At 36.7% G+C, this 25,039-nt stretch carries 20 protein-coding genes; 8 read left to right on the top strand and 12 right to left on the bottom strand.

Going from position 1 to position 25,039, the window contains the following annotated elements; all coding sequences use genetic code 11:
* Nucleotides 1-12 precede the first annotated feature (12 nt).
* The 8 genes from HX109_RS16180 to HX109_RS16145 form a co-directional block, all read right to left on the bottom strand.
* Nucleotides 13-1,356, bottom strand: coding sequence for a Gfo/Idh/MocA family protein (locus HX109_RS16180; protein ID WP_178953959.1), 1,344 nt, complete (start codon nt 1,354-1,356; stop codon nt 13-15).
* 12 nt (nt 1,357-1,368) lie between these two features.
* A complete protein-coding gene (locus tag HX109_RS16175) occupies nt 1,369-2,751 on the bottom strand; it encodes a DUF1080 domain-containing protein (RefSeq protein WP_178953957.1) in 1,383 nt (460 codons plus the stop codon).
* A gap of 279 nt (nt 2,752-3,030) precedes the next feature.
* On the bottom strand, nt 3,031-4,101 hold the full coding sequence (locus HX109_RS16170) for a LacI family DNA-binding transcriptional regulator (protein WP_178953955.1): 1,071 nt from the start codon (nt 4,099-4,101) through the stop codon (nt 3,031-3,033).
* Nucleotides 4,102-4,266: 165 nt separating this feature from the next.
* Complete coding sequence (locus HX109_RS16165; protein ID WP_178953953.1) at nt 4,267-5,448, bottom strand: class I SAM-dependent methyltransferase; 1,182 nt, start codon at nt 5,446-5,448, stop codon at nt 4,267-4,269.
* 7 nt (nt 5,449-5,455) lie between these two features.
* The gene (locus HX109_RS16160) at nt 5,456-6,556 is read right to left on the bottom strand and encodes an AI-2E family transporter (protein WP_178953951.1); all 1,101 of its coding nucleotides are present in this window, start codon (nt 6,554-6,556) and stop codon (nt 5,456-5,458) included.
* A 52-nt stretch (nt 6,557-6,608) separates the two neighbouring features.
* Nucleotides 6,609-7,106: a TrmH family RNA methyltransferase gene (locus HX109_RS16155; protein ID WP_178953949.1), complete on the bottom strand. Its 498-nt coding sequence runs from the start codon at nt 7,104-7,106 to the stop codon at nt 6,609-6,611.
* 7 nt (nt 7,107-7,113) lie between these two features.
* Nucleotides 7,114-7,758 carry a DUF4159 domain-containing protein gene (locus HX109_RS16150; RefSeq protein ID WP_178953947.1) on the bottom strand — a complete coding sequence of 215 codons (645 nt, stop codon included), beginning with the start codon at nt 7,756-7,758 and terminating at the stop codon, nt 7,114-7,116.
* Nucleotides 7,759-7,819: 61 nt separating this feature from the next.
* On the bottom strand, nt 7,820-8,524 hold the full coding sequence (locus HX109_RS16145; protein ID WP_178953945.1) for an NUDIX hydrolase: 705 nt from the start codon (nt 8,522-8,524) through the stop codon (nt 7,820-7,822).
* Between the two features lie 88 nt (nt 8,525-8,612).
* Between HX109_RS16145 and galK the strand changes: the two genes are divergently transcribed.
* Together galK and HX109_RS16135 are read left to right on the top strand one after the other, a co-directional pair.
* A complete protein-coding gene (galK, locus tag HX109_RS16140) occupies nt 8,613-9,782 on the top strand; it encodes a galactokinase (protein ID WP_178953943.1) in 1,170 nt (389 codons plus the stop codon).
* Entirely contained in the window at nt 9,782-10,822 is a 1,041-nt protein-coding gene (locus tag HX109_RS16135; RefSeq protein ID WP_178953941.1) for a UDP-glucose--hexose-1-phosphate uridylyltransferase, read from the top strand. Before galK ends, HX109_RS16135 begins: the two co-directional genes overlap by 1 nt.
* 121 nt (nt 10,823-10,943) lie before the next feature.
* On the opposite strand, the gene smpB is transcribed toward HX109_RS16135, so the two are convergent.
* The gene (gene smpB / locus HX109_RS16130; RefSeq protein ID WP_178953940.1) at nt 10,944-11,405 is read right to left on the bottom strand and encodes an SsrA-binding protein SmpB; all 462 of its coding nucleotides are present in this window, start codon (nt 11,403-11,405) and stop codon (nt 10,944-10,946) included.
* 127 nt (nt 11,406-11,532) lie between these two features.
* Here smpB and HX109_RS16125 point away from each other — a divergent pair, with 127 nt between their 5' ends.
* On the top strand, nt 11,533-12,267 hold the full coding sequence (locus HX109_RS16125) for a DUF6503 family protein (protein WP_178953929.1): 735 nt from the start codon (nt 11,533-11,535) through the stop codon (nt 12,265-12,267).
* Between the two features lie 60 nt (nt 12,268-12,327).
* On the opposite strand, the gene HX109_RS16120 is transcribed toward HX109_RS16125, so the two are convergent.
* Nucleotides 12,328-12,840, bottom strand: a complete 513-nt coding sequence (locus tag HX109_RS16120; protein WP_178953927.1) for a SixA phosphatase family protein — start codon at nt 12,838-12,840, stop codon at nt 12,328-12,330.
* Between the two features lie 348 nt (nt 12,841-13,188).
* Here HX109_RS16120 and HX109_RS16115 point away from each other — a divergent pair, with 348 nt between their 5' ends.
* Both HX109_RS16115 and HX109_RS16110 read left to right on the top strand, forming a co-directional pair.
* On the top strand, nt 13,189-15,345 hold the full coding sequence (locus HX109_RS16115) for a gliding motility-associated C-terminal domain-containing protein (protein ID WP_178953925.1): 2,157 nt from the start codon (nt 13,189-13,191) through the stop codon (nt 15,343-15,345).
* Between the two features lie 35 nt (nt 15,346-15,380).
* The gene (locus HX109_RS16110) at nt 15,381-17,564 is read left to right on the top strand and encodes a PorP/SprF family type IX secretion system membrane protein (RefSeq protein ID WP_178953923.1); all 2,184 of its coding nucleotides are present in this window, start codon (nt 15,381-15,383) and stop codon (nt 17,562-17,564) included.
* Between the two features lie 119 nt (nt 17,565-17,683).
* Here HX109_RS16110 and hutI read toward each other — a convergent pair whose 3' ends face one another.
* Entirely contained in the window at nt 17,684-18,919 is a 1,236-nt protein-coding gene (gene hutI, locus HX109_RS16105) for an imidazolonepropionase (RefSeq protein WP_178953921.1), read from the bottom strand.
* A gap of 264 nt (nt 18,920-19,183) precedes the next feature.
* On the opposite strand from hutI, the gene pta reads away from it, so the two are divergent.
* Both pta and HX109_RS16095 read left to right on the top strand, forming a co-directional pair.
* Complete coding sequence (pta, locus tag HX109_RS16100; protein WP_178953919.1) at nt 19,184-21,277, top strand: phosphate acetyltransferase; 2,094 nt, start codon at nt 19,184-19,186, stop codon at nt 21,275-21,277.
* 78 nt (nt 21,278-21,355) lie between these two features.
* Entirely contained in the window at nt 21,356-22,543 is a 1,188-nt protein-coding gene (locus HX109_RS16095; protein ID WP_178953917.1) for an acetate/propionate family kinase, read from the top strand.
* Nucleotides 22,544-22,552: 9 nt separating this feature from the next.
* On the opposite strand, the gene HX109_RS16090 is transcribed toward HX109_RS16095, so the two are convergent.
* The gene (locus tag HX109_RS16090; protein ID WP_178953915.1) at nt 22,553-22,984 is read right to left on the bottom strand and encodes a thiol-disulfide oxidoreductase DCC family protein; all 432 of its coding nucleotides are present in this window, start codon (nt 22,982-22,984) and stop codon (nt 22,553-22,555) included.
* 155 nt (nt 22,985-23,139) lie between these two features.
* Between HX109_RS16090 and HX109_RS16085 the strand changes: the two genes are divergently transcribed.
* Complete coding sequence (locus HX109_RS16085) at nt 23,140-24,978, top strand: CocE/NonD family hydrolase (protein WP_178953913.1); 1,839 nt, start codon at nt 23,140-23,142, stop codon at nt 24,976-24,978.
* Nucleotides 24,979-25,039 lie beyond the last annotated feature (61 nt).

Genomic DNA, 25,039 nt, shown 5'->3' with positions numbered 1-25,039 from the left:
TCAATATTTTGGTTATAGCTTAACTTCCCAACCTTTTTCATAATCCCTTCCCCAAAGCCTCATGGCTTGGTCATCGAGCATTTTACCATTATTTTCATCGATATTAAATCCTTTACCAATTCTATAAGCCACGTTGGCATAATGCACCATGGCCATACTGATATTAGCATCGTCTATTGGTGCGTTGAGTTTTTCTTTGCCTCTAATGGTTTCGAAGAAATTGATAACGTGTTGCGTGGTGATATCGCCACCACCGCCAAGCGCTGTACCTGCTTCACCGGAACCTCCAGCTTCTACTTCTTTGACTACTTTCCCATTACGGTCCATAAGTATATACTTCCCGCGATCTACAAATACGGAACCTTCTGTACCATAAATGATGGTTCCGCGGCCTGCTCCATAGGTGTTGTAGCCATTTCTACTTTTACCATCCCATTGTATGATTTTATCTCCATTGAATTTAAAAGTAGCTTCCATCGAATCGTACATTTCCCAGCCATCTTCTTTAAAATGTCTTTTGTATGCCTCTACATAGGCATGTTTCGGATAGTTTACCTGTAAAGCCCAACGTGCGATATCCAATTCGTGGGTACCGTTATTTCCAGCTTCTGCGGTACCGTAATTCCACCCGTACCAATGCCAGTTGTAGTCCCAAGTTTCTTCGGTATATTCTCGGTGGATTGCAGGACCTTGCCATAATTCCCAATCGAGTCCTTTTGGTACAGCCGTTTTCTTTTGCACCGGAACTTCGCCTCGGTTGTTGCTATAAAAAGCCACGGCTCTATAAGGTTTTCCTATTATTCCATTATGAATGTCGTTTATGATCTTAATGGTGTGTGGAGCCGAACGCTGTTGGTTCCCCATTTGAACTACCTTCGCATATTTTTTAGAAGCCTCTACCAACAATTCATTTTCATTCATATTGTGGCTACTAGGTTTTTCTACGTACACATGTTTACCACCTTTCATGGCCATAATAGAACCCGGGGTATGCCAGTGGTCTGGAGTGGCATTGAAAAGCACATCTACATTTTTATCGTCTATAACCTTACGGATGTCATTTTCCAATTTAGGCTTGTAATCTATATGCTTGGAAATATTTCTTAGGGCACGGTTACGCTGACTTTCCATAACATCACATAGATATAGAAGGTTGGCATTGCTTTCTTTTCTCCCTACCGGCTCGTAATAAGCACCAACCCTTCTTCCCAAACCTGCGAAGGCCACATTGAGACGCTCATTTGCGCCAATAATTCGTCTATAACTGCTGGCTGGCATGCCCATTACAGAACCTCCAACGGCAATAGCAGTACTAGTTAAAACAGTGTCTTTTATAAATTTTCTTCTTGTGTTCATAATTTCAATTGGTTAGTAGGTTTTTATTTTAATGTTTTTGAAGGAAACCCGATTTCCATGATCTTGAAGTAAGATGCTCCCTTTTTTGAGTTCTCCAAAATTTGGCCATTTTTCATACTTACTTTCAGACACCAGTTTTTTGAACTCATCACTACCACGCTCGTACTCCAATACTTTTACTCCATTTAACCAGTGTTCTACGTGATTGTTTTTAGAAACAATTCTCGCCGTATTCCATTCCCCAACAGGATGTATAGGTTTATCGGGATCGGCTTGAATAAGGTCGTATAAAGAAGCAACTGTTCTACTGCCTTCATGGTTACCTAGTTTGGCATCGGGGTGCTTGGCATCGTCTAAAATTTGATATTCCAAACCAATTGAAGAACCAGGACCTTTGTTAATTTCTGTATCCACATAATATTTAATACCACTATTGGCACCTTCAGTTACTTTAAAATCTACTTTCAATTCAAAATCTTTAAATAGTTTTTTTGTAACAATATCACCACCGGCGGCAGATTCCTTTCCACCATTTTCCATAACGGTTAATATTCCATCTTTAATAATCCAACCACTTTCTGGAAATTCTTCAAGTTTCGCTCCTCTCCAACCTTCGGTGTCTTTACCGTTCCATAAAAGCTCCCATCCATCTTTCTTTTCATCTATGGTCAGATTATTTTTGGTGATTGCTGGTTCTATAGGAGTTTTCTTACTATATTTCTGAAGGTCTTCCGTTAGGATGTTAACATTCTTCCACATTATTTCAGTACCTTCTTTAGCATCTTTATGAATGGAATGAACCTGTAACCCTATAAAACCCTTGGAGGTTTTTCCGTCTATTAAATGTGCTGCCGGCACACCATTGATCCATGTTTTTATGGTATCGCCAATAGCTTCTATTCTATAATGGTTCCAATCGTTTTGTTTAAAAGCTTTTTGAGCTTCGGGATTGTTTTCCAAAGGGAACAGCCATCCTCTTCTTTTTTCATCGTAAATGCCGGCACTCCACGCGCGGTCTGATGGATCTATTTCAATTTGATATCCATGAACAATGCCGTCACGATATTGCGGAATGCTATTGCTTCTAATTTGGATCCCAGAATTCATGGAAGGGTCTACCTTATAATCCAGTTCTAGAATAAAATCACCATACATCTTATCGGTTGTCATAAAGGAGTTTGGCGTGTTGGCAACGGTAGAACCGATAATTTTACCATCTTCTACGCGATAATTGGCTTCGCCACCTTTTTGAGTCCACCCTTGTAGGTTCTCTCCGTTAAAAAGTGGTTTCCAAGGAGTGGTGTCCTCTGCTTCCTTGTTTTGGCAACTGGTAGTAAATGAGAATGATAAAACAGCCAGTGCTGAAAAGAAATGATTTTTAATGGTTGCTTTCATAAAGTTTTAGTTAATTCAGACGTTTTAATATTTGTTGTTATTCTTAGTGTGTACGTACACACTTTTAATTATTGATTTGTTATTTTTCTATTTTGTATGTCATAAAATCTTATTGGAAAACTTCAAGAGCGACTAAATTATAAATAATTACTCAGACAATAAAAATTAAAACTGTTTAATTTATCAACAATAAAACAATTAAATTAATGCAATATTGTTTGTTAAACCTTGTAACAGTTGATTAAAAACAATTTAAGGCTAAATCTGCTCCATAAAAATTTAAACATTAATCATATTATTAAAATCAATGCTGTAGTACATGAGGTTTTCTTGAGTGATGATGTCCAAGGGTAAAAAACGCTCTTTTTCTATTGGTTGTTTTGCTACCAAGCGATTGTAAAAATCCTGTAGCGCCAAATAGCCTTGTGTTTGAGGGCGCTGTCCAATTAAATAGCTTATAACACCCATTTTTAAATATTTTATGTTGTTGCTTATTAAATCGTTTCCCACCAGCTTTACATTTTTAAAAATTTTCTTTTCATCAACAAATTGCTCTGCAACATAGTGTATTAAAGAACTTGGTACAAAAACACCTACAGTGTCTTTGTTTGGGTTGCAAGCTTCCATTAACCGTTCTTTCCAGTCGGGATTGCTTAGTTGTATATTGTTTTCAACAACGCTAATATCATTCATAAAATCACTGTTGTACAAATAATCTTTAAAGCCTTCTATCCGTCTCTGTAAAGTTTTATTGTGATTCTCATTTCTCTTTACAGATATGATTGCTATGGTTCCTTTTTTCGGAATTTCTGTACAAAGTAATTTAGCCGCCAGCTTGCCGCTTTGAAAAGCATCTTGCCCGATGAAGCTAAGGGCGCCACTGTCAGGCAAATTGGAGTCGATTAGGCTGAAGGGTATGCTAGCTTCGTTCAGTTTTTTGGTAAGTTTAACTGCTTCAAAATTGATGACAGGAGCCAGGATAACCCCATCGGGTTTTAATTGAAGGACTTCTTCTGCTTTTTTATTAAAAGAAGAAACCGAATTTTGATCGAAATATATAATAGTAAGATCGATGCCAAACTGACTCAAGTTTTTTTCTGCGCTTAGAATTCCATTGGCCGGCATTTCCCAATATTCGCCACTTTCGTAAGAGGGGATAAGAGCAACAATGTTGTAGGTACGGTTTAACACCAATCCTCGAGCATAGATATTTGGTTTGTAATTGGCTTTTTTTATTATTGCCAACACTTTTTCCTCCGTCTCCTTTGAGACTTTTCCCCTTTTGTGCAACACCCGATCTACAGTTCCTAAAGAAACATTGGCCAGTTTTGCAATTTCTTTAATCGTCAAAATATCTAAATTTTAAAAGTCTAAAATATGAAAATTATTTTAATAAGGTACGTTAACACTATTTGGTGTCGTTTGTATTTTAAAGAAGTTAAATTGACTCTTGGTTATCCATTTAAAGGGTTTTTCTGGCGTTATCTTTCTTAATTTCTTTACTGATGTAGCTTACTAAATCTTTTTACAGAAAATCACCTTTTTCTCATTATTACTATCGGTACAAAAGAAAAGGTATAGATTGCCCCCTTCTTTAATCTTTGTTTTTTTCCTTATTTGACTAACGGTTTCTGGAAAGTTACGGGTAGTTATGTTTGCTTTGCCTTCGGTCAATTCTTTTTTAAGCAGTTTTTTGTTGTAGGGCACTGTTTTCAAAATTTCAAATCGACGTCCCGGAAACTCCATTTTTTCCGCACTAGTATATAAATGCGTATGTGCATGCAGTTTATTTAATTTCAGTTTTTCACTAAGAACATTAAATCCCCCACTTTTTAAAATAGCAGAGTTAGGTTCATACAAATAGTTTTGAGGCAGGCTAAAATTACTTTTAGCTGTGGTTTCTTCAATGAGATCGAATCTAAATAGCTCTTGGGTTTCCCTTTTAATATTTATGGTATGAATGGCAGGGGAGTGGATCTTGTCTGAGTATAAAAGCCATAATAATTCCTTCACTTCATTATTCACAGCAACGACATGCACGGCGTTTACATTTTTTAAATCTTCCAGACCTTTTTTAATATCCAAAAGGGGGGAAGTTTTTACCATTACGCAATTGGTTTTCGAAAAAAGAAACGGTAAAATCTCCAAAATATCTGGAGTGCAATCTTGTAGAAAAAATACTTTATTTTTACGATCGTCTCTTCTAGCTGGATCTACAAAAATACAATCGAAATGTAGGTTGGATTTTTTTAAATAATCAAGTCCGTTTTCGGCAAAAGTAATGATGTTTTTTTTGTTCATTACGCTGAAATTATGGGACACAATTTCAGAGAGGTTTTTATTGATTTCACAATGATGAACCTCGTCGAACCTATTAGCGAAATAAAAACTATCTACCCCGAATCCACCGGTTAAATCCAAGATACGTTTTCCCTCAATAAGACTTGCTTTGTAGGCTGCCGTTTTTTCTGAAGAAGTTTGTTCGATGTTTAGCTTGTTTGGGTAGTAAATACCTTCCGTGGTAAACCAAGAAGGGAGTTTCTTTTCACTTCTTTTTTTTGCTTCTATCTGTTCTGCGATCTCTTTGGTGCCAACATCCTTAAAATCGCTTCCTTTTAATAAAAGTGACGAAATGTCAGTATTTAAATTATTATTTATAAATAATTGAATACCAGTATTTAAAATTTCTTTATTCAAAGTAAAACTATAGGTTTCTAGTAAGTTTTTTAACAATCTTATTTTCTGATAAAAATTCCTTTAAAACTACCTTTATTGCGGTATAGGTGGGTACCGCCAACACCATTCCAAAAACTCCAAACACCATTCCAGAAATAACAATAACCAAGAAAATTTCTAGCGGATGCGATTTTACGCTGTTGGAAAATATAAGCGGTTGACTAAAGAAGTTATCTATCAATTGTCCAAAAATAAATCCTATTAAAACATAGATGGCTTTAGGTAAAATTACCGTACTGAAGTCGGTTCCCATATTACTGGACATTGTTAGGGAAACCATGAGTACTGCACCAATTAATGGGCCTATGTATGGCACTAGGTTTAAGAGGGCACAGAGAAAGGCAATCACTATGGCATCGTCAATCCCAAAGATGATTAAAACTGCGGTGTAAATTATAAAGAGAATGGCTATTTGTAGTAGCAAACCAATAAAATATCTTGATAGTAAATTTTTTATACTCTCCAATGAATTTATTACGCTCTGTTCGTTTTGCGGAGGGACAAAAGTAAGTAGTCCATTTTGAAATAATCGGGCATCTTTTAAGAAGAAAAAGGAGATAAAAATAATTGTAAATAGCGCAACACTAACGGAGCCAATTCCCCCAACAATATACTTAAACATGTTTGGTATTGCCGATAGGTCTAAATTAGAAATAAACTCAGATTTTTCCAGGGATTCTTCAATGGACTGTTCCACTTTATAACGGCTTACCGAAAAATAATCGGATAATTCCCGATAGACATCCTGTAGACTTGTTTTAAGATTATCTATGTTTAGTAAGGATAGGTTTTTGCCTTGTTCAATGATTAAAGGAATGAAGAGGCTTAAAAGCCCTACAATAAAAACAATCATTATCAACATAGTGGTTACAACGGCAAGATTGTCGTTAAATTTACATTTCTTTCTTAAAAACCGCACAATAGGCCTCCCTATCAAAGAAATCACTACGGCAATTACAATGTAGGCGATAATTGCTTGTATTTCATAAAGAAAATAAAGGAGAAGCGCAATCCCTAGAATTGTAGCTAGGGCTCTTAAGATACCATTGGAGATTGTTTTTGCGTCCATTTTAATTAGGTTGGTTTGCGTAAATTTAAGTAAAAGTAGCATATCATGCCACTTATAAATATTTAGTTAGTTCGTAAAGGCAAATACCCGTTGCCTGGGCTATATTCATACTGCTGTTGTTTCCGAACATTTCGATATGGCAGATGCTGTCGGCGATTTCAATAAAATTTTGTGATACTCCGAAGTTTTCATTGCCAAGAATTAAAACTATTGGTTGTTCTCCTGTTATTTTTAAATGTTGAATTGGGATACTGTTGGTGGTTATTTCCAGTGCTAAAATTAAATGTCCATTTTTCTTTAAATCCAAAACCGTGGAAATGGAATCTTCAATAAACTCAAAGGGTATAATCTTGTGTGTAGCCCTAGCCGTTTTTTCCGTACGTCTGGAAAAAGTAGGTTCGGTACCGCTAAAAATAATCTTTTCTACTCCAAAGGCGTCGGCAAGCCGAAATATAGAACCAATATTGGCTGCACTTGTTATGTTGTCGCAAACCAAGGTAATTGGAAATTTCCTGATTTTGAAATTCGAGGTATGATGATCCAGCTGCATTTAGGATTTAATTTTTAAATGCATATTCAATAATATTGGCTCCCATTTCCAACGCTTTTTGGCGTACTTCTGGAGGGTCGTTGTGTACGGCTTGGTCTTCCCAACCGTCACCCAAGTCGCTTTCGAGAGTAAATAGTAAAACTAATTTATTTTCATGGAAAATACCTAAAGCTTGTGGCCGTTGGCCATCATGTTCATGAATTTTAGGCAAGCCTTTTGGGAATTTGTAAGTTTCATTAAAAACAGGATGGTTTAATGGCACTTCCTTAAGCTCTTTATCAGGAAAAATTTTAGGAAGTTCTTTTTTTAAATAAGGGGCCATTCCGTAATTATCATCAATATGAAGAAAACCTCCTGATAGTAAATAGTTCCTTAGGTTTTGGGCTTCTTCCGAAGAAAAGAATACATTGCCATGCCCTGTCATATGTAAAAAGGGATATTGAAAAATTTCAAGGCTTCCAGCTTCTACTGTTACAGGTTTTTGATTAATGGTAGTATGGATATTCTTATTGCAAAATGTTATTAGGTTAGGGAGCGCCGTGGGATTGGAATACCAGTCTCCACCGCCGCCATATTTTAAAAGGGCAATGTCTTGGGCATTGGAGGTGACCAAGCCCAAAATAAAAATGATTAAAAGAAATGGCATCTTCATAACATTGAGTTTCCCTGAAGGCTAAATTAACGAAATCTTCAAGGGTTTTAGGAGTACAATATTAAAGAATTTCAAAATTGTAGCCAGACTCCAAAAGCTTTTGATAGTTGTCGTGATTAAAACGGTAATAAAAAGCACCTCGCTTGGAGGAACTTTTATCTTTTTCGTTTAATTTTTCAAGAACTTCAAAAGAAAGTACCTTTTTTCTGAAATTTCCGGGGTCCAGACTTTTTTGGAAAATAGCTTCGTATAAGCTTTGCAATTGAGGGATAGTGAATTTTTCAGGAAGCAATTCAAAACCAATGGGTTGATGTTTGGCCCGCTGTCTCAATTTATTTAAGGCATCTATCACCATTTTGTCATGGTCTAACACCAAACTTGGCAAATCTTCGAGCTTATACCAATAGGCACCATGTTTCTCTGTTAGTTTTCTGTCGTAATCATCGATTCGAATGAGCGCAAATTGAGCAACCGAGATACACCGAGCTCCGTCATCCCTATCCGCTTTTCCGTAAGTGTAAGACTGCTCGAAAAATACATTGTCGAGACCTGTTATTTCCTTTAAAACCCTTTTAGCGGCATGCTCTACATCTTCATCCTCTTTTACAAAACTACCTATTAGCGACCAATCGCCTTTTTTAGGTGCTACACGTCTTTTGAATATCAATAATTTAAGCTCTCCATCGTCAAAACCAAAAACAATGCAGTCTGTAGCCACGAACATTTTTGATTCATCGGTATAAAATTTTATGGTGTCTGATGTCATTCAGTAAAAATATTAAAAATAATTCTGACAAATACATTAAAAGTACAAATCACTTTTATTATATTTGTTTTTAGAAAAACTGTAAGATTTGAAAAATACAACGCAATCCCATAATAGGCAAATAAACTTTTTGGGAACCGAAGAATTTAAAAGTGAAGTGGTTATTGAAGCTCCGGGAAGAATTAATTTAATAGGGGAGCATATAGATTATAATGGAGGGCATGTATTACCGGCTGCTATTGATAAGAAAATAAAACTGTCTTTCCGAAAAAATAATTCTAGCATTTGTACTATTTATTCAAAAAATTACGATACCAGTTTTAGTTTTCGTCTGGATGAGGTAAAGCCTAGCGACGAGGAATGGCAGAATTATATTTTAGGGGTTGTCCATTTTATTGAAGAACTGAAACCCAATAGCGTTAAAGGTTTCGAATGTATTATTGAAAGCATGCTGCCCATGGGGTCTGGATTGAGTTCCTCGGCAGCATTGGAGTGTGGAATGGCCACTGGGATTAAAGAACTGTTTGATATTAATCTTTCCAAAGAACAAATAATTACCCTTTCTCGGGATGCGGAACACAATTACGTAGGGACCAAATGCGGGATTATGGATCAATTTGCCGTGGTACGCGGTGCTAAAAACCATTTAATCCTTCTGAACTGTCAAAATTTAAATTATGAGTTGGTAAAATCAGATTTCGATCCATATCAATTGGTTTTATTAAATTCCAATGTATCCCATAATCTGGCAAGCAGCGAATACAACACGCGTAGGCAGGAGTGCGAAGATGCTTTAAAAGTAGTCAACCAAAAATATCCACAATATGAATATTTGGTAGATGTTCCTGAAGATATTATGGTAGGTTTTAAGGAAGAACTTCCCGAAAAAACCTATAACCGTGCTATATACGTGGTTCAAGAGAATAAACGTACACTTATGGCAGCTAACGCTTTAGAAGATGAACTTTTCGATCTTTTTGGAAGCTTGCTATATAAATCCCACGAGGGGCTGACCACTTTATACGAAGTGAGTTGCAATGAACTCGATTTTATGGTAGATTACTCTAAAAACTACGATTATGTTTTGGGATCCCGTATGATGGGAGGCGGATTTGGTGGTTGTACTATTAACTTGGTAGATCAAGACCATGTAGCCGAATACATCGCAGGGATATCGAAAGCGTATAAAGAAAAATTTAATACCGAATTAACCCCAATTGAAGTGAATATTAGCAATGGGGTTTCAAAAATAAACTAATGGCAAACACAATTAATAATAAACCGCATAGGAGATATAATATTTTAACGGGGGAGTGGGTGTTGGTTTCCCCGCATCGCACGAAACGACCGTGGCAGGGTAAAAAAGACAAGAAAACAGCATTGCAGAAAGAAACTTACGATCCTTCTTGTTATTTATGCCCTACGAATGAAAGAGCCAGTGGCGACACCAATCCCGATTATAAAGGCACATATTCTTTTGTGAACGATTTTGCAGCGCTACTCCCAAATATAGAAGAAGAAAAGTATGAAAATGGTTTGCTGAAAGCCGAAACCGAAACAGGGATATGTAAAGTGGTTTGTTTTTCCCCAAATCATGCACTAACCTTGCCTTTAATGGAAAATGAAGCCATTACCAATGTAGTTAAGTTGTGGAAAAAAGAATACGTAGAGTTAGGAGCTCAAGAAGCTATAAATCACGTTCAAATTTTTGAAAATAAGGGAGCGGTTATGGGGTGTAGCAATCCACATCCACATGGACAAATATGGTCGCAGTCTTCAATTCCAGAGGAAGTTTTAAAGAAACAAGAACAGCAGAAAAACTACTGGGAGCAGAAAAAAAGAAGTTTATTGCAAGATTATTTAGAACAAGAACTAGAACTAAATGAGAGGATTTTAGTCACTAACGAACATTTTGTAGCGTTAATGCCCTATTGGGCGGTATGGCCATACGAAGCTATGATTATTCCACGGAAACACTTTCAGGATATAGGTCAGTTAAACGAGGCTGAAGAGATCGCTTTTGCATCAATCATTAAAAAATTGACGATTATGTTTGATAATCTTTTTGAGACCTCATTTCCTTATTCTTCCGGAATACATCAACGTCCTACCGATGGGGAGGAGCACCCAGAATGGCATTTTCATATGTCTTTTTATCCACCTTTATTAAGATCTGCTGAAGTGAAGAAATTTATGGTAGGGTATGAAATGTTTGCGAATCCGCAGAGGGATATCACGGCAGAATCGGCGGCAGAAAATTTAAAAAAGTTGCCTACGGAGCATTATTCTAAATGGTAATTTTTAAGATATATATATATTAAGTACTCTTTTTTTAGAGGACTTTTTTGTTATAGCCTATAAAGGCCAAAGATATCTGGCTTTTGCCCGTCTACAAATAGTGGAAAAGCGAATGTTGAAACTAGTTATTGTAAGCTTTTTTTACCCGGTCGAGGTTTCGCTTATTATCACGATCTTTTATGGTTTCACGTTTGTCGTAAAGCTTTTTACCTTTTGCCAAGGCAATTTGCATCTTTGCGAGTCCGCGATCGTTAACAAATAACTTTAGGGGAACAATGGTGTTCCCGGATACTTTTACGTCTTTATGCCATTTTTTAAGCTCCCGTTTATTTAAAAGTAATTTTCGGGCACTTTTAGGTTGGTGATTAAAATGTGTTGCGTGTGTGTATTCTTCCACTGTCATGTTTATAACAAACAGTTCGCCATCTTCATTAAATTCACAAAAGCTTTCGGCAATAGAGGCCCTGCTTTGTCGTATGGATTTTATTTCTGTACCAGATAATACAATACCAGCTACCAGTGTATCTAAAACCTCATACTCAAATCGAGCTTTCTTATTCTTTATATTTACATTATTCTGCATATGGCATCAAAAATAGTAACAATTATGGAATGTGAAGCTTAATTATGGCTATTTTAAGAGGATTTTAAAAGGTTTAAATACGCAAAACAATATATTTGCTTCTTATTTTTTCAAACAAACCTTTTTTATGAAATTAAAACTTACCCTATCCTTACTTATTTTAGCTTTTTTGAGCGGTTGTACACCAAATATGGGTGATGATGTGAACACTATTATAAATAAGTCTATTGAAGTTTCTGGGATGAATAACTTGGATGGAAAGGAGATTTCATTTGTTTTTAGGGGGAAGGAATACCAATCCACACGGCAACAAGGGAGGTTTGAGCTTAAAAGAATAATCAAAGATTCCGTAGTTATTGAAGATATTTTAAACAACGATAGTTTTAAAAGATTGGTAGATGGGAAACCGGTCCAGATGGCAGACACTACTTCCAATAAGCTAAAGAACAGCGTGAATTCAGTGCACTATTTCGCATACTTGCCTTTCGGACTCGATGGTGCTTCGGTGAATAAAGAGCTTTTGGGTAAAACAGATATAAAGGGTAAGTCTTATTTTAAGATTAAGGTTTGGTTCGACCAAGAAGGTGGTGGAGAGGATTTTGAAGATGTTTTTTTATACTGGATTAATTTAGAGACGTACAAAGTGGATTATTTGGCCTATGAGTATCATGTAAATGAAGGCGGGATGCGATTTAGGGAAGCATATAACAGAAGAACTATTGAAGGGATCGATTTTGTGGATTACAAAAACTACAAGCCAGCCAATAAGGACGCAGATCTTCTAGAGTTGGATAAATTGTTCAATGAAGATAAGTTGGAATTACTTTCTAAAATAGATCTTGAAAATGTTCAAGTACAATAATAAAGAGGGGTGCTTTAAGTTCTAGCTTCCGAGTAAATTGATAAATGAAGCAGGAAGTTACTAATTGATTGTTAATAGATTTACCGAAATTACATCTTGATTTTCTAATGTTACGATATAAAGATTGCCATTATTGGTATCTTCAATGTCTTCGTAGTGATCTTCACCTATAAGTTTATTTACGAGTTTTGGTACGGTGTTGCTATGTCCGACAACCAATACATTATCGTATCCATTTTTAAAAATTTCAAGAGTGTTTAAATTCTCGGGTTCATATTTAATGATATCTAAATTATTTTTATAGGCCGTGGGAGTGGCTGTTTCTACAGTTCTTGTGTAGGCAGTAGAATAAACAGCGTCAAAGGTTACATTTTTTAATATTTCGCTCCACTTCTTGGCTCTTATCATTCCTTTTTCTGTTAATGCAGGGTCTCTATCTTCCGGGTTTTCACGATTCTTTTCGGCATGCCTTATAAAATAGAGTGTAGTTACTTCACTTTTTACTTCAGGCTTTGGTGTGTCGCAGTTTATCATCAATAGCGTTAAGGTAACTAAAAGGAAGATTTTTTTCATGGTTGTATTTTATAGTCTGAATTAATAAATCTCAAAATTAAAATAAAGCTGTTTTAAAACAATAAAAAAACGGTTTATTGGAATATTAGGGGTTAAAACGCAATTATCTGGTTGAAAATAGGGCGATTAGTATTCAATTTAAAAATTGGAAAAACAGCGTAAATAATAAAATTCGATAAAATCACTATGCATTTCATCGAAAATATAGGTTTTTAAACGATTATTATTTTTTGTTTCATATATTTGGTATAAGCAAAATGAAAAATAAGAGTTTGTTTTAGTTTGAGTTTTGCTGAGAATAAGATTAAGAGTTTAAAAAAAGTACCCAAGTTTTTAAAACGACTACTTATGAAAAAGACAACAGCAACCTTCGGAATTATTTTTTTACTATTTCTAGCAAATAGCTATGGTCAAAAAATCAATGCACCACAACTTCACTTTGAATATGCATGTGTAAATGGTGCTTTCAATACCTTTAATGCTACTTTCTCTTTTGATGAAAAACCTTTTCAGGCAGATAATAAGTTTTTTATAGAATTGTCTGATAAGGAAGGTTCTTTTTCTAAGCCTACCGTTTTAAAAACAGTGGAGGGCCAAAACTTTTCATTTAAATTTGATGCCTCTTTCTCTTTACCCCAAGAAGTTAATGGGGAAAACTATAAAATTCGCTTAAAAAGCACCTCTCCAGAGATAATTGGAGCTTCGACTGCTGCTTTCGATGCCTTTTTTGTGCCAAACGAAACGCTAGTGCTTAATAATTATAAAGACGTTAGTCTATGCAGTACTTCAGGTGCTACCATTTCACTGGATAAAGATGTTGCCGATGAATACGTTTGGTATAAAGACGGTTCTATCTTTAAGGTGAGCAAGCAAAACTCTTTGCAGGTTACTGAGCCTGGTGAATATTATGCAGAACCTTATTATGGTAACTGTACAGGAAATATTTATTCCAACCTAGTAATTGTTAATAAAGGGGAATCTTTTGATGTGTCCATTTTGGGTAATAAAAGTATTGAGGCGTGTACAGAAACTACTATTGTTTTACAAGCATCCATCGATAATGATAACTATATATATACTTGGTATAAAAATGAAGAAAAAATAAACGGACTCTCCTCTTATGAGCCAAAACTGGAAATTGATAACTCCAATGGAGATCAATTGGGAAGCTACCGTTTGGAAGTAACCAACGGAGGGGGGTGTACATCTTCTTCTGAAACGGTAAGTGTTTTACAAAATAAGTCAACTATTGTAGAAGTAACTTCCCCATTAAATGCTGTGATTATTGGAGATAATACAGCAACCCTTTCCATAAAAACGAACGATAAGGGTAATGAAATTAATTGGTTTAAAAATGGCGAATTGGTTACAGAGGGTTACAACCAATCGAATATGGTGGTAAATGCGCCGGGGGAATATTATGCCGAGGTAACTTCCAGCAATTCTTGTGGAGGCAACGTGAAATCTGAAACTTTTAAGGTATTCGAACCGGTATCGTTTACAGCAGATATTATTACCGACTCTTCTTACGAGGCTTGTAAAACAACCAACACCCAACTTAAAGTGGCTGGAATTGTAGGTACGTTGAAAAATGGAGACAAAATAACCATAGGCCAAGATTTCTTTCATAACTTTCAACTTAGATGGTTAAAAGATGGAGATTATTTAAAAAATTCAAATACTTCCTTAACACTGGATTATAAGTCGAATGGAGCTTATCAATTGGAAGTAACCTACAAGGATAGAACTTATGTAAGTGATAAAAAGCAGGTGGTATTGGGACTTCCCAGTTTAAACCTACAAATCGAAAAACCGGTTACTTGTGCAAATCTTAATGGTATTTTATCGGTTACCGCTATCGATGGAGCAGAATATAAATGGTACAACGGAACTACTTTAATAAATGAAGGAACATCCAATATGTTGACTACTGCCAGCTTGGGCGATTATACAGTAGAAGTAAGTTATGGTGGTTGTGCCATTACTTCTAAAACTGTAACCTTAGATCAAAATACAGAAGATTTAGTGGAAATTTATCCAGGAGAGCAAATTACCGTATCTCCAGAGCGGGTAGTAGAGGCTACGGCTACAGGAGGGGATTCCTACGAATGGAAAGATGCTGATGGAAATATTCTAAGCAAGACCGCTTTCTTTAGTATCAAAGAAGAGGGGATTTACACCTTAACAGCTCAGGTAGGGGAGTGCAGAATCGAAAAAACGGTAACGGTAGATTCTAACAATGTGGTTGAAATTCCAAATGTTATTAGTCCAAATAACGACTCTGTAAACGATAAATGGACGCTTCCACAAAAATTTATTAACGACCCTGAAGTAGAGGTGGTTATATGTGACTCATACGGGGCAACTGTCTTAAAAACAAATAAGTATGAAAATAACTGGCCTAATTCTTCAATGAATACTACCGTAGAAACTCCAGTTTTCTACTACTTTGTTAACAAAAAAGGTAAGAATATTAAAAAAGGTTCCATTACATTAGTCAACTAAAAGCTAAAATTAACCCCAAATTAGTTTAGTTCTATATGGCAAAGAAATACCTACTTACCTTTGGTTTGCTACTCATGTCGTATGTGCTATTTTCTCAGGTTGAAAACAGAAGTGCGACGGTAGATTGGAGACAACAGAACCTTACCAAATACAATCGGTTTTTGGTGAATCCCACCTTTAGTATTGTTAGAAACGATACAAAAGCAGTGAGTTTTTGGAGCAGGATTCAGTGGACAGGGATAGATAATTCCCCACAAACTTATTTATTGAGCTACTCTGGAAAAGTAGGTGAACGTTCGGGGGCTGGTTTAGGGCTCTATCAACAAAATTTAGGACTACTTACCGATTCTGGTTTGCTACTCAACTATGCTTACAGTGTGCCTTTTAGCGATGAGACTTCCCTAACGGTTGGTTTAAACTCCACCCTGTTTAGAAGGGGCTTAAACAAAAATGCCATCAACTCTACAGAGCCAGATCCAGCAGTTTTAGAAAACCAAGATGATTTTTTGTTGCTGGTAATGCCGGGGATAAACCTCTCCATAGATAAGTTTGATATCGGATTTTACGCCGAAAACCTATTTGATTATAATTTCAACGACTCCAATACGGTAACCGACTTTTCCAATAAAATATTTTCAGGACAATTGGCGTATAGTAAATCTTTCGATCGGGCGATCGGTTTTATGGAAGATGCTGTTTGGAGAACCATGGTCTACGGAAAGACTCTACCCAACGAAGATTTCCAGTTCGGGTTTAATTCTATTATAGACTTGCCTTACACAGGATGGTTTCAAGCGGGATATAATACCAATTATGGTATAGCGGCCGGTTTAGGGGTGAAAATAGGAGAGGGTATAAGTGTTGGTATTGTGTACGAAAATGGAACGAGTAATACCAATAACTCTTTTGGGGCAACTTACGAAGCGATAGCGACCATAGAGCTCGGGCCTCGTGAGATGCGTAAAAACCAAGCGGCTACCGGTGGAAAGGCGGTAACGACCAAAAATGTTAATGAAGAGGATTTTATTTCTTCGGAAGAGTTACGTAGAAAAAGGGAAGAAGATGCAGAGAGGATTTCCAGTTCAAACGCGTCAGAAGCTATTGCTTCAGAAAATACAAATAAAGAGATTGATGAAAAGACCACCTCTAAATATGCATTATATGGTGGTGAAGCTACCTCTGAAAAGGAGCAGGATGAAGTAGCAGATTCAGGAAAAGCAGTAGATACCGAATCAAAAAGTGAAAAATCCACTAAAACAGCAGCAAGCGAAAAAAGTGATACTAATAAATACGCTCTGTATGCAGGTACCGCTACTGAAAAGGCTTCCGAAGAAAACAAGGGAAAAACCGATGGTGGTAAAGAAGGCAATACTGGAACTATCAAAAACCTAGATACGGTTGATGAGTACCAAACTGCCAATACTTCCGAAGATAAAATTCAGCAAAGTACGGATGTAGAAGAATATGTTTCAGCCGATGTTAAAAACCAAAAATCAAAAGAGACTTCAGCGGCAGAAGAGATTGCAGAGTATCCTGTTGTAAACAATGCTACAACTGCTCCAAAAAGTACCGTAAGTGAAGCTGCAACCGGATCTGAAAGCGGTGTATCTAAAGCTACCGAAAAAGCAGATGCTGATGAATACAATCAGGCTGTGACTACCAAAGGGGAAGACAGTGCTAAGGAGTATACAGCGGTAAAAAGTGAAGCTGCAGTGGTTTACGAGGCAGATGCAGAGGAATATGCAAAAGCGGCCCAAGAACAATTCAATAAAACGGCCAACAAAACTGTAGAAGCCGAAACTAAGCAGGAAAACGCTACAGTTACCGAAGAAGAACAGATCGAAGCAGAATACCAGGAATTTTTAAAACGCAGTGACTCCATCGCTAATACTTTAGATTCAAAAAGTATAGATAGCACAGCGGTGACTGCTGAAATTTTTGGGAAGGATACCAGTTACAAAACCATTAACAGCGCTCCTGGAATTGAAAAAGGATTTTATCTTGTAGTGAATGTATTCTCACAGGCTAATTATTTTAATGATTTTGTGGACGATCTAAGAAACCGAGGTTTTGAACCTAAGTTTTTTATAAATCCTGAGAATGATTATTATTATGTGTATTTGTACAAGGCAGATCGCTATTTAACCATAAAAAGTCTACAGCGTAACAATGTAAACGACACTTATTTTGCCGATAAATGGGTACTATGGGTAAAATAAATTTTTCTAAACATAGAAATTAACGATGTTAGACTTAGCTCTTTTCAAAACTTGAAAAGAGCTTTTTTTATATCGAATCCTTTCAAAAGAGGGGTTACTACAGAATAAATATCTTGAGTTTAAATGGCTTTTCCGTTTAAAATAACCCGTTCAATATTGTTATTGCCAAAATCGTAGGGAAGATATCCGTACGAAGGAATTTCTTTGGTGATGATAAAATTAGCCTTCTTTCCTTTGGTAATACTTCCGTGGGTTTGAGAAATCCCCATGGCATAGGCTCCGTTTATGGTGGCTGCGTTAATAGCCTCTTCTGGGGTTATTTTCATTTTTATACAAGCGGTAGACACCACCAAGTTCATATTTCCGCTTGGTGAAGACCCAGGATTGTAGTCGGTTGCCAGGGCAAATGGGAGTCCGTTATCCATTAACTCCCGGGCTGGCGTGTATGGAATGCCCAAGAAAAACGAACACAATGGGAGTCCCACTGGCATGGTATCTGTATTCTTCAAACTTTTAAAATCTTCCTTGTCCATAACCTCTAAATGGTCAACGCTTAACGCTTCGTGTCTAACGGCAGCAGGAATTCCACCAATTGCGTTAAATTGGTTTACATGCACTTTTGGGATTAATCCAAATTTTTTGGAGGCAAAAAGAATGGCTTCCATTTCACCCACCGAAAAATATCCTTTCTCGCAAAACACATCTATATAATCTGCAAGGTTTAATCTAGCTACTTCAGGCAAAATTTCATTGATGATTTTTGCAATATACTCATCCTTATTTTTTTTGAATTCCAACGGTACGGCATGAGCCCCTAAAAAAGTACTTTTAATGGCTATGGGATACTTTTTCTTTAAGCGGCGAATTACTTTTAGCATTTTTAATTCTGCTTCAGTGGTGAGTCCGTAGCCGCTTTTAATTTCTACAGCTCCCGTACCCAAACGTATTATTTGCTCCAAGCGTTTGCTCGATTGTTCAAATAGGTCTGCTTCTGAAGTTTCTTGCAACGTTTTAGCGGAATTTAATATTCCTCCTCCTTTATTGGCGATTTCTTCATAGGAGAGTCCGTTAATTCTATCCACAAACTCTTGTTCCCTATTTCCAGCATAGACCAAGTGGGTATGGCTATCGCACCAACTCGGTAATATCATCTTGCCTGCTACATCCAAAGTTTTGTCAGCCTTTTCGATTGGCGCATTTTCCATTTTCCCATAGTCTATAATGGTGTCGTCTTCAATCAGTAAAAAAGCATTTTTTATGGTCGGCAAGGTTTCCATGTCACTTCCGCTAATTTTAGAAATTCCACTTTCCCGTACCTGCAATAATTCCTTTATCTTTATATAGAGTGTTTTCATTTAATGTACATTTTTATATTTTATGAAGTGAAATAAGCAAAAATTCCCTGCCCACCTCGACCGCTTTGCTATTTGCTATAAAAATTAGACATTTTAATAGGAAGCAAGAGATTGAATTTGGTGATACAAATTTCATAAAAACCGTTTTCGGGGTTAAAGGTATTAAAACATTTAGGAAAGCTATTTTTTATGGTGTATTTTTGATGTATTATAAGTATTACAGAGATAGTTTCCCTCCCTATCTGGAAAAATATAATTTTTTGTATGAATAAAGGTATTTACATTGCTACGTTGGAATCCAATAGTGGAAAGTCGTTAATAACATTAGGTTTAATGCGTACGCTTTTGGGAAAAACCGCAAAAGTAGGATATTTTAGACCGGTTATAGATGAAGATAAAAAAGGTGGAAAAGACAATCATATAAGTACCGTGCTTTCTTATTTTGATTTGGATTTACCTTATGAAGAAGCTTTTGCATTTACCCGAAACCAAGTAATTCAGAAGAGGAATACCGGTAAATCTGGGGAGATCATCGACACCATTATCCGGAAATACAAAAAATTGGAAGAGCAATTCGATTTTATTCTTATTGAAGGTTCCGATTTTACAGGGGAAGGCAGTGTATTTGAGTTCGATGTAAATGTACTTATCGCCAAAAATTTAGGGGTACCGGCTATTTTGGTGGCCAGTGGAAGCGATAAAACCAAAGAAGATCTTGCAGGAAGCCTTCAATTGGCGTATAATTCTTTCATCCATAAAGATGTAAACGTTTTGGCCATGATCGCCAATAAAATAGATCCAGAAAATTTAGATTTAATAAAAACGGAGCTAAAAAATTTCCTTCCCGATGAAGTCGACGTTTTTGCCATTCCGAAGGTAGAATCGTTGGCCAATCCAACCATCAAGGAAATTGTGGAGGAATTGGATGGTAAGGTTCTCTTCGGAAAAGAGTTTTTAGACAATCAAACTGGGAGTTTCGGAGTAGGCGCCATGCAACTTCGAAATTATATTACCAAACTAAAACATAATAGCTTGGTGATTACGCCAGGGGATCGTGCAGATATTATTTTAGGGGCTCTTCAAGCAAATATATCCAGTAATTATCCGCGTATATCAGGAATTATTTTAACAGGTGGCCTTATTCCTGAAGATCCTATTTTAAAATTAATTGAAGGACTCTCGCAGGTAGTGCCTATTGTTTCTGTGGAAGGAGGAACATTTGGGGTTACCAACCAAGTGGGGAGTATTAAATCTAATATTTATGCAGATAGCCTTCCGAAGATAGAAACGTCCATTAGTACATTCGAAAAATATGTATCATTCGATAGCTTAGCAGAACGTTTAATAAGCTTTAAACCTAAAGGAATTACCCCGAGAATGTTTCAATATGGTTTAATAACCACTGCAAGAAAGGCCAAAAAGAGAATTGTGCTTCCTGAAGGTCTCGATGAACGTATTTTGCAGGCAGCGGCGCGTTTAATTGCGATAGATATTGTAGATATTACCTTGCTTGGGAATCGAGAAAAAATTGAAGCCAAAGTAACCACTTTGGGAATAGAGTTGGATTTGACCAAGGTTCAAATTATCAACCCTACTACTTCAGAGAATTATCAAGATTATGCGGAAACCTTTTATGAGTTGCGCAAGCATAAAAATGTGAATATGGATATCGCCCGCGATTGGATGAGCGATGTTTCTTATTTTGGAACCATGATGATTTATAAAGGGCATGCCGATGGAATGGTTTCTGGAGCAGTTCACACCACACAACATACCATTCGACCTGCGTTACAGTTTATAAAAACCAAACCTGGGGTTTCTGTAGTTTCGTCTATATTTTTTATGTGTTTAGAAGATCGGGTTTCTATTTTTGGCGATTGCGCCATTAATCCGAATCCAACTTCCGAAGAATTGGCCGAGATCGCCATTTCCTCGGCAGATAGTAGCAAAGCCTTTGGTATAGAACCAAAAATTGCAATGCTTTCTTATTCTTCTGGAACGTCTGGTAAGGGAGCCGATGTGGACCGTGTGCGACAGGCAACCGAAATAGTAAAAGAACAACGGCCAGATTTAAAAGTAGAAGGGCCCATTCAATACGATGCTGCGGTAGATATTACCGTAGGGAGAAGTAAATTGCCAGATTCTGAAGTTGCTGGTCAAGCAAGCGTACTTATATTCCCAGATTTAAACACAGGAAACAATACCTACAAAGCAGTGCAGCGGGAAACTGGGGCGCTCGCCATTGGCCCAATGTTGCAAGGCCTAAACAAACCTGTAAACGATTTGAGTAGGGGATGTACCGTAGATGATATTTTTAATACCGTAATTATAACCGCCATTCAGGCTCAAGGAATTTAAAACAATACTTAAAGCGGAAAATTAATGACTAATATGGTCATTTAGTCTGCTTATTTTGATAGATAAAAATTTGAATACATGAAAAAAATATTAGTAATAAATTCAGGAAGTTCCTCTATAAAATTTCAATTGATAAAAATGCCCGGGGAAATTGTAGTTGCTTCCGGATTGGTGGAGCGCATAGGTCTCGATAATTCTAAGATACATTACAAATCTAAAAAGATGAATGTTTCTGAACAAGAAAAGATAGCCAATCATGAAGAAGGATTGAAACGAGTAGCATCTTTTTTATTGGATACAGAGAAAGGAGCAATTAACGATATAACTGAAATCGATGCAGTAGGGCACAGGGTTGTACACGGTGGTAAGGATTTTGCCGATACGGTTGTAATTAGCGCTGAAGTTAAAAAGGCGATAAAAGACCTATTTCCGCTGGCTCCATTACATAATCCCCATAATTACACAGGAATTCAAGTGGCAGAAGATGTGTTTCCAGAAGCGAAACAAATTGCGGTTTTCGACACCGCTTTTCATCAAACTTTGCCCGAAAAAGCATTTCGGTATGCTATTCCTAATAAATTGTATAACGAAGACAATATTCGAGTATATGGTTTTCATGGTACAAGCCATAAATACGTTGCAGAAAAGGCCAAAGACTTTATAAGCAAAAAGAAATCTAAGGTAATTACAGTCCATTTAGGAAACGGTTGTAGTATTACCGCTATTAAAAATGGTAAAAGTATAGATCATTCGCTTGGTTTTGCCCCTGTAAACGGACTTATCATGGGTACGCGCAGTGGAGATATCGATCAATCCATTATTTTTTACATGGTAAAAACATTGGGATACTCCATGGAGGAAGTAAGCGAACTCCTTCATAAAAAAAGTGGAATGCTTGGTCTAACTGGGTATAGTGATTTAAGGGAAATAGAGGAAAGAGCTGCTGAAGGCAACCGCGAATGTCAATTAGCTTTAGATATGAATGCTTACCGTATAAAAAAATACATCGGCGCTTATGCTGCGGCATTGAATGGAGTAGATGTAATTGTATTTACCGCCGGAATAGGTGAGAACAGTAGTGTTTTAAGAAGAATGGTTTGCGAAGATATGAGCTATTTGGGGATAGAATTAGAGGACTATAAGAACAATGTCCGCTCCTCAGAAAATAGAATTATCAGTAAAGAATCGTCTAAAGTATTGGTTTTGGTGATTCCTACAAACGAGGAACTTGAAATAGCAAAAGAAAGTTATAAGTTGATAGTTTAAAATATCGATTTAAGATGCTTCGTAAGCATCCAAAAACTTAGCTTTTTGTTCTGGTGAAGGTAGTGGGCAGGCCTCTTTTTTTCCAAACCATTGGTAACGGTTTTTAGCAATAAAACTGTAGATACTATCTCTTATGGATTTTGGGAGGATATAGTCGAAAACGCTAAAGATTTGCCAGCCATTGCCCAATTCCTTGGCAATTTCAATAGCAGCATCAGATTTTGTGTAATAAGCCACATTTGGGTCGATCAGGACAATGGAATCGGTAACAGCCGGGTCAATTCCTCTTTCTGCTAACAATTTTTTACCAATTTCACTCTGTAAAGAAGCAAATTTAAAGGTGTTTTTATCGTCTCTTTTTATAACAAACTGTACGCTGCTGTTGCAAAGGTTGCAAACACCATCAAATAAAATTATTTTTTTTCCAGCTTCCAGTTCCATAGTACAAAAAGGTTTTCTTCCACTACAAAGATAAGTGAGGAATAGCGAATTATTAAGGGACTTTGTAGTTTTTTAACGCTTATAAATTCGCTTTTCAGTATAAATACCAATAAATTTGAGAACCAAACATAAAGCTAATCATAATCCATTTCCAGATGAAAAGAATACTATTGCTCTTTCTATTTGTTTCCTACAGCTGCTTAACCGCTCAAGAAGAATACGATGTAAAAAACCATTATACCAAGCAAGAAGTTTCCATTGAAATGCGGGATGGTATAAAAATGCACACCACCATTTACAGTCCGAAAGACACCTCACGGGAATATCCTATCATTATACAACGCACGCCTTACAGTTGCCAGCCTTATGGTGAAGATCAATTTCGTTCTAAAATTGGTCCCAATGAAACCATGATGAAAGATGGTTACATTATTGTTTATCAAGATGTACGTGGACGTTGGAACAGCGAAGGTGTTTACGACAATATGAGGGCTTTTATACCCAATAAAGAAGGGAAGCAGGTAGATGAAGCGTCTGATACTTACGACACCATAGAGTGGCTTGTGGAAAATGTAGAAAACAACAATGGCAATGTTGGTGTGTGGGGAATTTCATATCCCGGATTCTATTCTACCTATTCTTTGTTAAGCGGCCATCCGGCTTTAAAAGCAGTCTCCCCGCAGGCATGTATAGGGGATTTCTTTTTTGATGATTTCCACCACAACGGAGCGTATTTGCTAAGCTATTGGAGGGCAACCGCTGTTTTTGGGTACGAAAAAACAAAGCCTACCAAGGAAACTTGGTATTCTTTTCCTGAATTGGAAACACAGGATCAATATCAATTCTTTTTAGATGCAGGACCACTTTCCAATTTGGATAAGTACTATAAAAAAGACAATGTTTTTTGGCAACAGCTCAAAGAACACCCTAATTATGATGAGTTTTGGCAGTCGCGAGGAATTATTCAGCATTTAGAAGATATAAAACCTGCGACCATGGTCGTGGGTGGATGGTTTGATGCGGAAGATCTTTACGGCCCTTTAAATACCTATAAAACCATAGAAAAGAATAGCGATAACTACAATACTATTGTTATGGGGCCATGGAGTCACGGCGATTGGGCGCGTGATAAAGAAAGACAGGCCATTGGAAATGTTTATTTTGGAGATAATATTTCAAGATTTTATCAAGATTCCATCGAGACTAAATTTTTCAATCATTTCCTGAAGGACAATGGCAAAGGTAAAATTGGTTTACCGGAAGCTTATATGTACGATACGGGCGCCAATAAATGGAACACCTACGCTACATGGCCACCAGAAAACACAGTAAAAAAAGTATATAGTTTAGGGCAAGATCAGTCCCTATCAGAAATAATGACATTGCAGCATTCTTTTGAATCGTTTGTGAGCGACCCCAAAAAACCTGTTCCCTACAGTGAAGACATCAAAATGGTATTTACACCGAGGAAATATATGACAGACGACCAACGTTTTGCCGCAAGAAGACCCGATGTTTTGGTTTTTGAAACCCCAGAGCTTCAAGAAGATATGACGGTCGTTGGGGATATTTTGGCTAAATTGAAGGTTTCAACCACTGGAACTGCAGCCGATTGGATTGTTAAAATAATAGATGTGTACCCACCAGATGCCAAAGATTTTGAAGAAACACAGGATTACCTTAAAATGAGTAATTACCATATGATGGTGCGAAGCGAGGTAATGCGTGGCCGTTTTAGAAACAGTTTTGAAAATCCGGAGCCATTTGTTCCTGAAGAAGAAACTTCAGTAAACATCAACTTACAAGATGTGTATCACACCTTTAAAAAAGGACATATAATGCAAGTGCAAATACAAAGTACGTGGTTCCCTTTAATCGATATCAATCCGCAGACATATGTAGATAATATTTTCAAAGCAAAAAAGCAGGATTTCAAAAAGCAAACCCATAAAGTTTATAATTCCTCGACCATAGAATTTAGTGTATTGGACTAACCTCGAATAGGATTAATTTGTAGAATTGTCTTTTAAATTATTTTTACACGGCAATTCTTTG

Source organism: Galbibacter sp. BG1 (assembly GCF_013391805.1).
In the GTDB taxonomy this organism is placed as follows: domain Bacteria; phylum Bacteroidota; class Bacteroidia; order Flavobacteriales; family Flavobacteriaceae; genus Galbibacter.
This window is presented reverse-complemented; position numbering and strand designations above follow the sequence as displayed.

What these genes read in the sequence shown, in the direction of transcription:
- HX109_RS16180 (WP_178953959.1), bottom strand. Translation starts at nt 1,356, where the DNA reads ATGAACACAAGAAGAAAATTTATAAAAGACACTGTTTTAACTAGTACT.
- HX109_RS16175 (WP_178953957.1), bottom strand. Translation starts at nt 2,751, where the DNA reads ATGAAAGCAACCATTAAAAATCATTTCTTTTCAGCACTGGCTGTTTTA.
- HX109_RS16160 (WP_178953951.1), bottom strand. Translation starts at nt 6,556, where the DNA reads ATGGACGCAAAAACAATCTCCAATGGTATCTTAAGAGCCCTAGCTACA.
- HX109_RS16155 (WP_178953949.1), bottom strand. Translation starts at nt 7,106, where the DNA reads ATGCAGCTGGATCATCATACCTCGAATTTCAAAATCAGGAAATTTCCA.
- HX109_RS16150 (WP_178953947.1), bottom strand. Translation starts at nt 7,758, where the DNA reads ATGAAGATGCCATTTCTTTTAATCATTTTTATTTTGGGCTTGGTCACC.
- HX109_RS16145 (WP_178953945.1), bottom strand. Translation starts at nt 8,524, where the DNA reads ATGACATCAGACACCATAAAATTTTATACCGATGAATCAAAAATGTTC.
- HX109_RS16135 (WP_178953941.1), top strand. Translation starts at nt 9,782, where the DNA reads ATGGCAAACACAATTAATAATAAACCGCATAGGAGATATAATATTTTA.
- smpB (WP_178953940.1), bottom strand. Translation starts at nt 11,405, where the DNA reads ATGCAGAATAATGTAAATATAAAGAATAAGAAAGCTCGATTTGAGTAT.
- HX109_RS16125 (WP_178953929.1), top strand. Translation starts at nt 11,533, where the DNA reads ATGAAATTAAAACTTACCCTATCCTTACTTATTTTAGCTTTTTTGAGC.
- HX109_RS16120 (WP_178953927.1), bottom strand. Translation starts at nt 12,840, where the DNA reads ATGAAAAAAATCTTCCTTTTAGTTACCTTAACGCTATTGATGATAAAC.
- HX109_RS16115 (WP_178953925.1), top strand. Translation starts at nt 13,189, where the DNA reads ATGAAAAAGACAACAGCAACCTTCGGAATTATTTTTTTACTATTTCTA.
- HX109_RS16110 (WP_178953923.1), top strand. Translation starts at nt 15,381, where the DNA reads ATGGCAAAGAAATACCTACTTACCTTTGGTTTGCTACTCATGTCGTAT.
- hutI (WP_178953921.1), bottom strand. Translation starts at nt 18,919, where the DNA reads ATGAAAACACTCTATATAAAGATAAAGGAATTATTGCAGGTACGGGAA.
- pta (WP_178953919.1), top strand. Translation starts at nt 19,184, where the DNA reads ATGAATAAAGGTATTTACATTGCTACGTTGGAATCCAATAGTGGAAAG.
- HX109_RS16095 (WP_178953917.1), top strand. Translation starts at nt 21,356, where the DNA reads ATGAAAAAAATATTAGTAATAAATTCAGGAAGTTCCTCTATAAAATTT.
- HX109_RS16090 (WP_178953915.1), bottom strand. Translation starts at nt 22,984, where the DNA reads ATGGAACTGGAAGCTGGAAAAAAAATAATTTTATTTGATGGTGTTTGC.
- HX109_RS16085 (WP_178953913.1), top strand. Translation starts at nt 23,140, where the DNA reads ATGAAAAGAATACTATTGCTCTTTCTATTTGTTTCCTACAGCTGCTTA.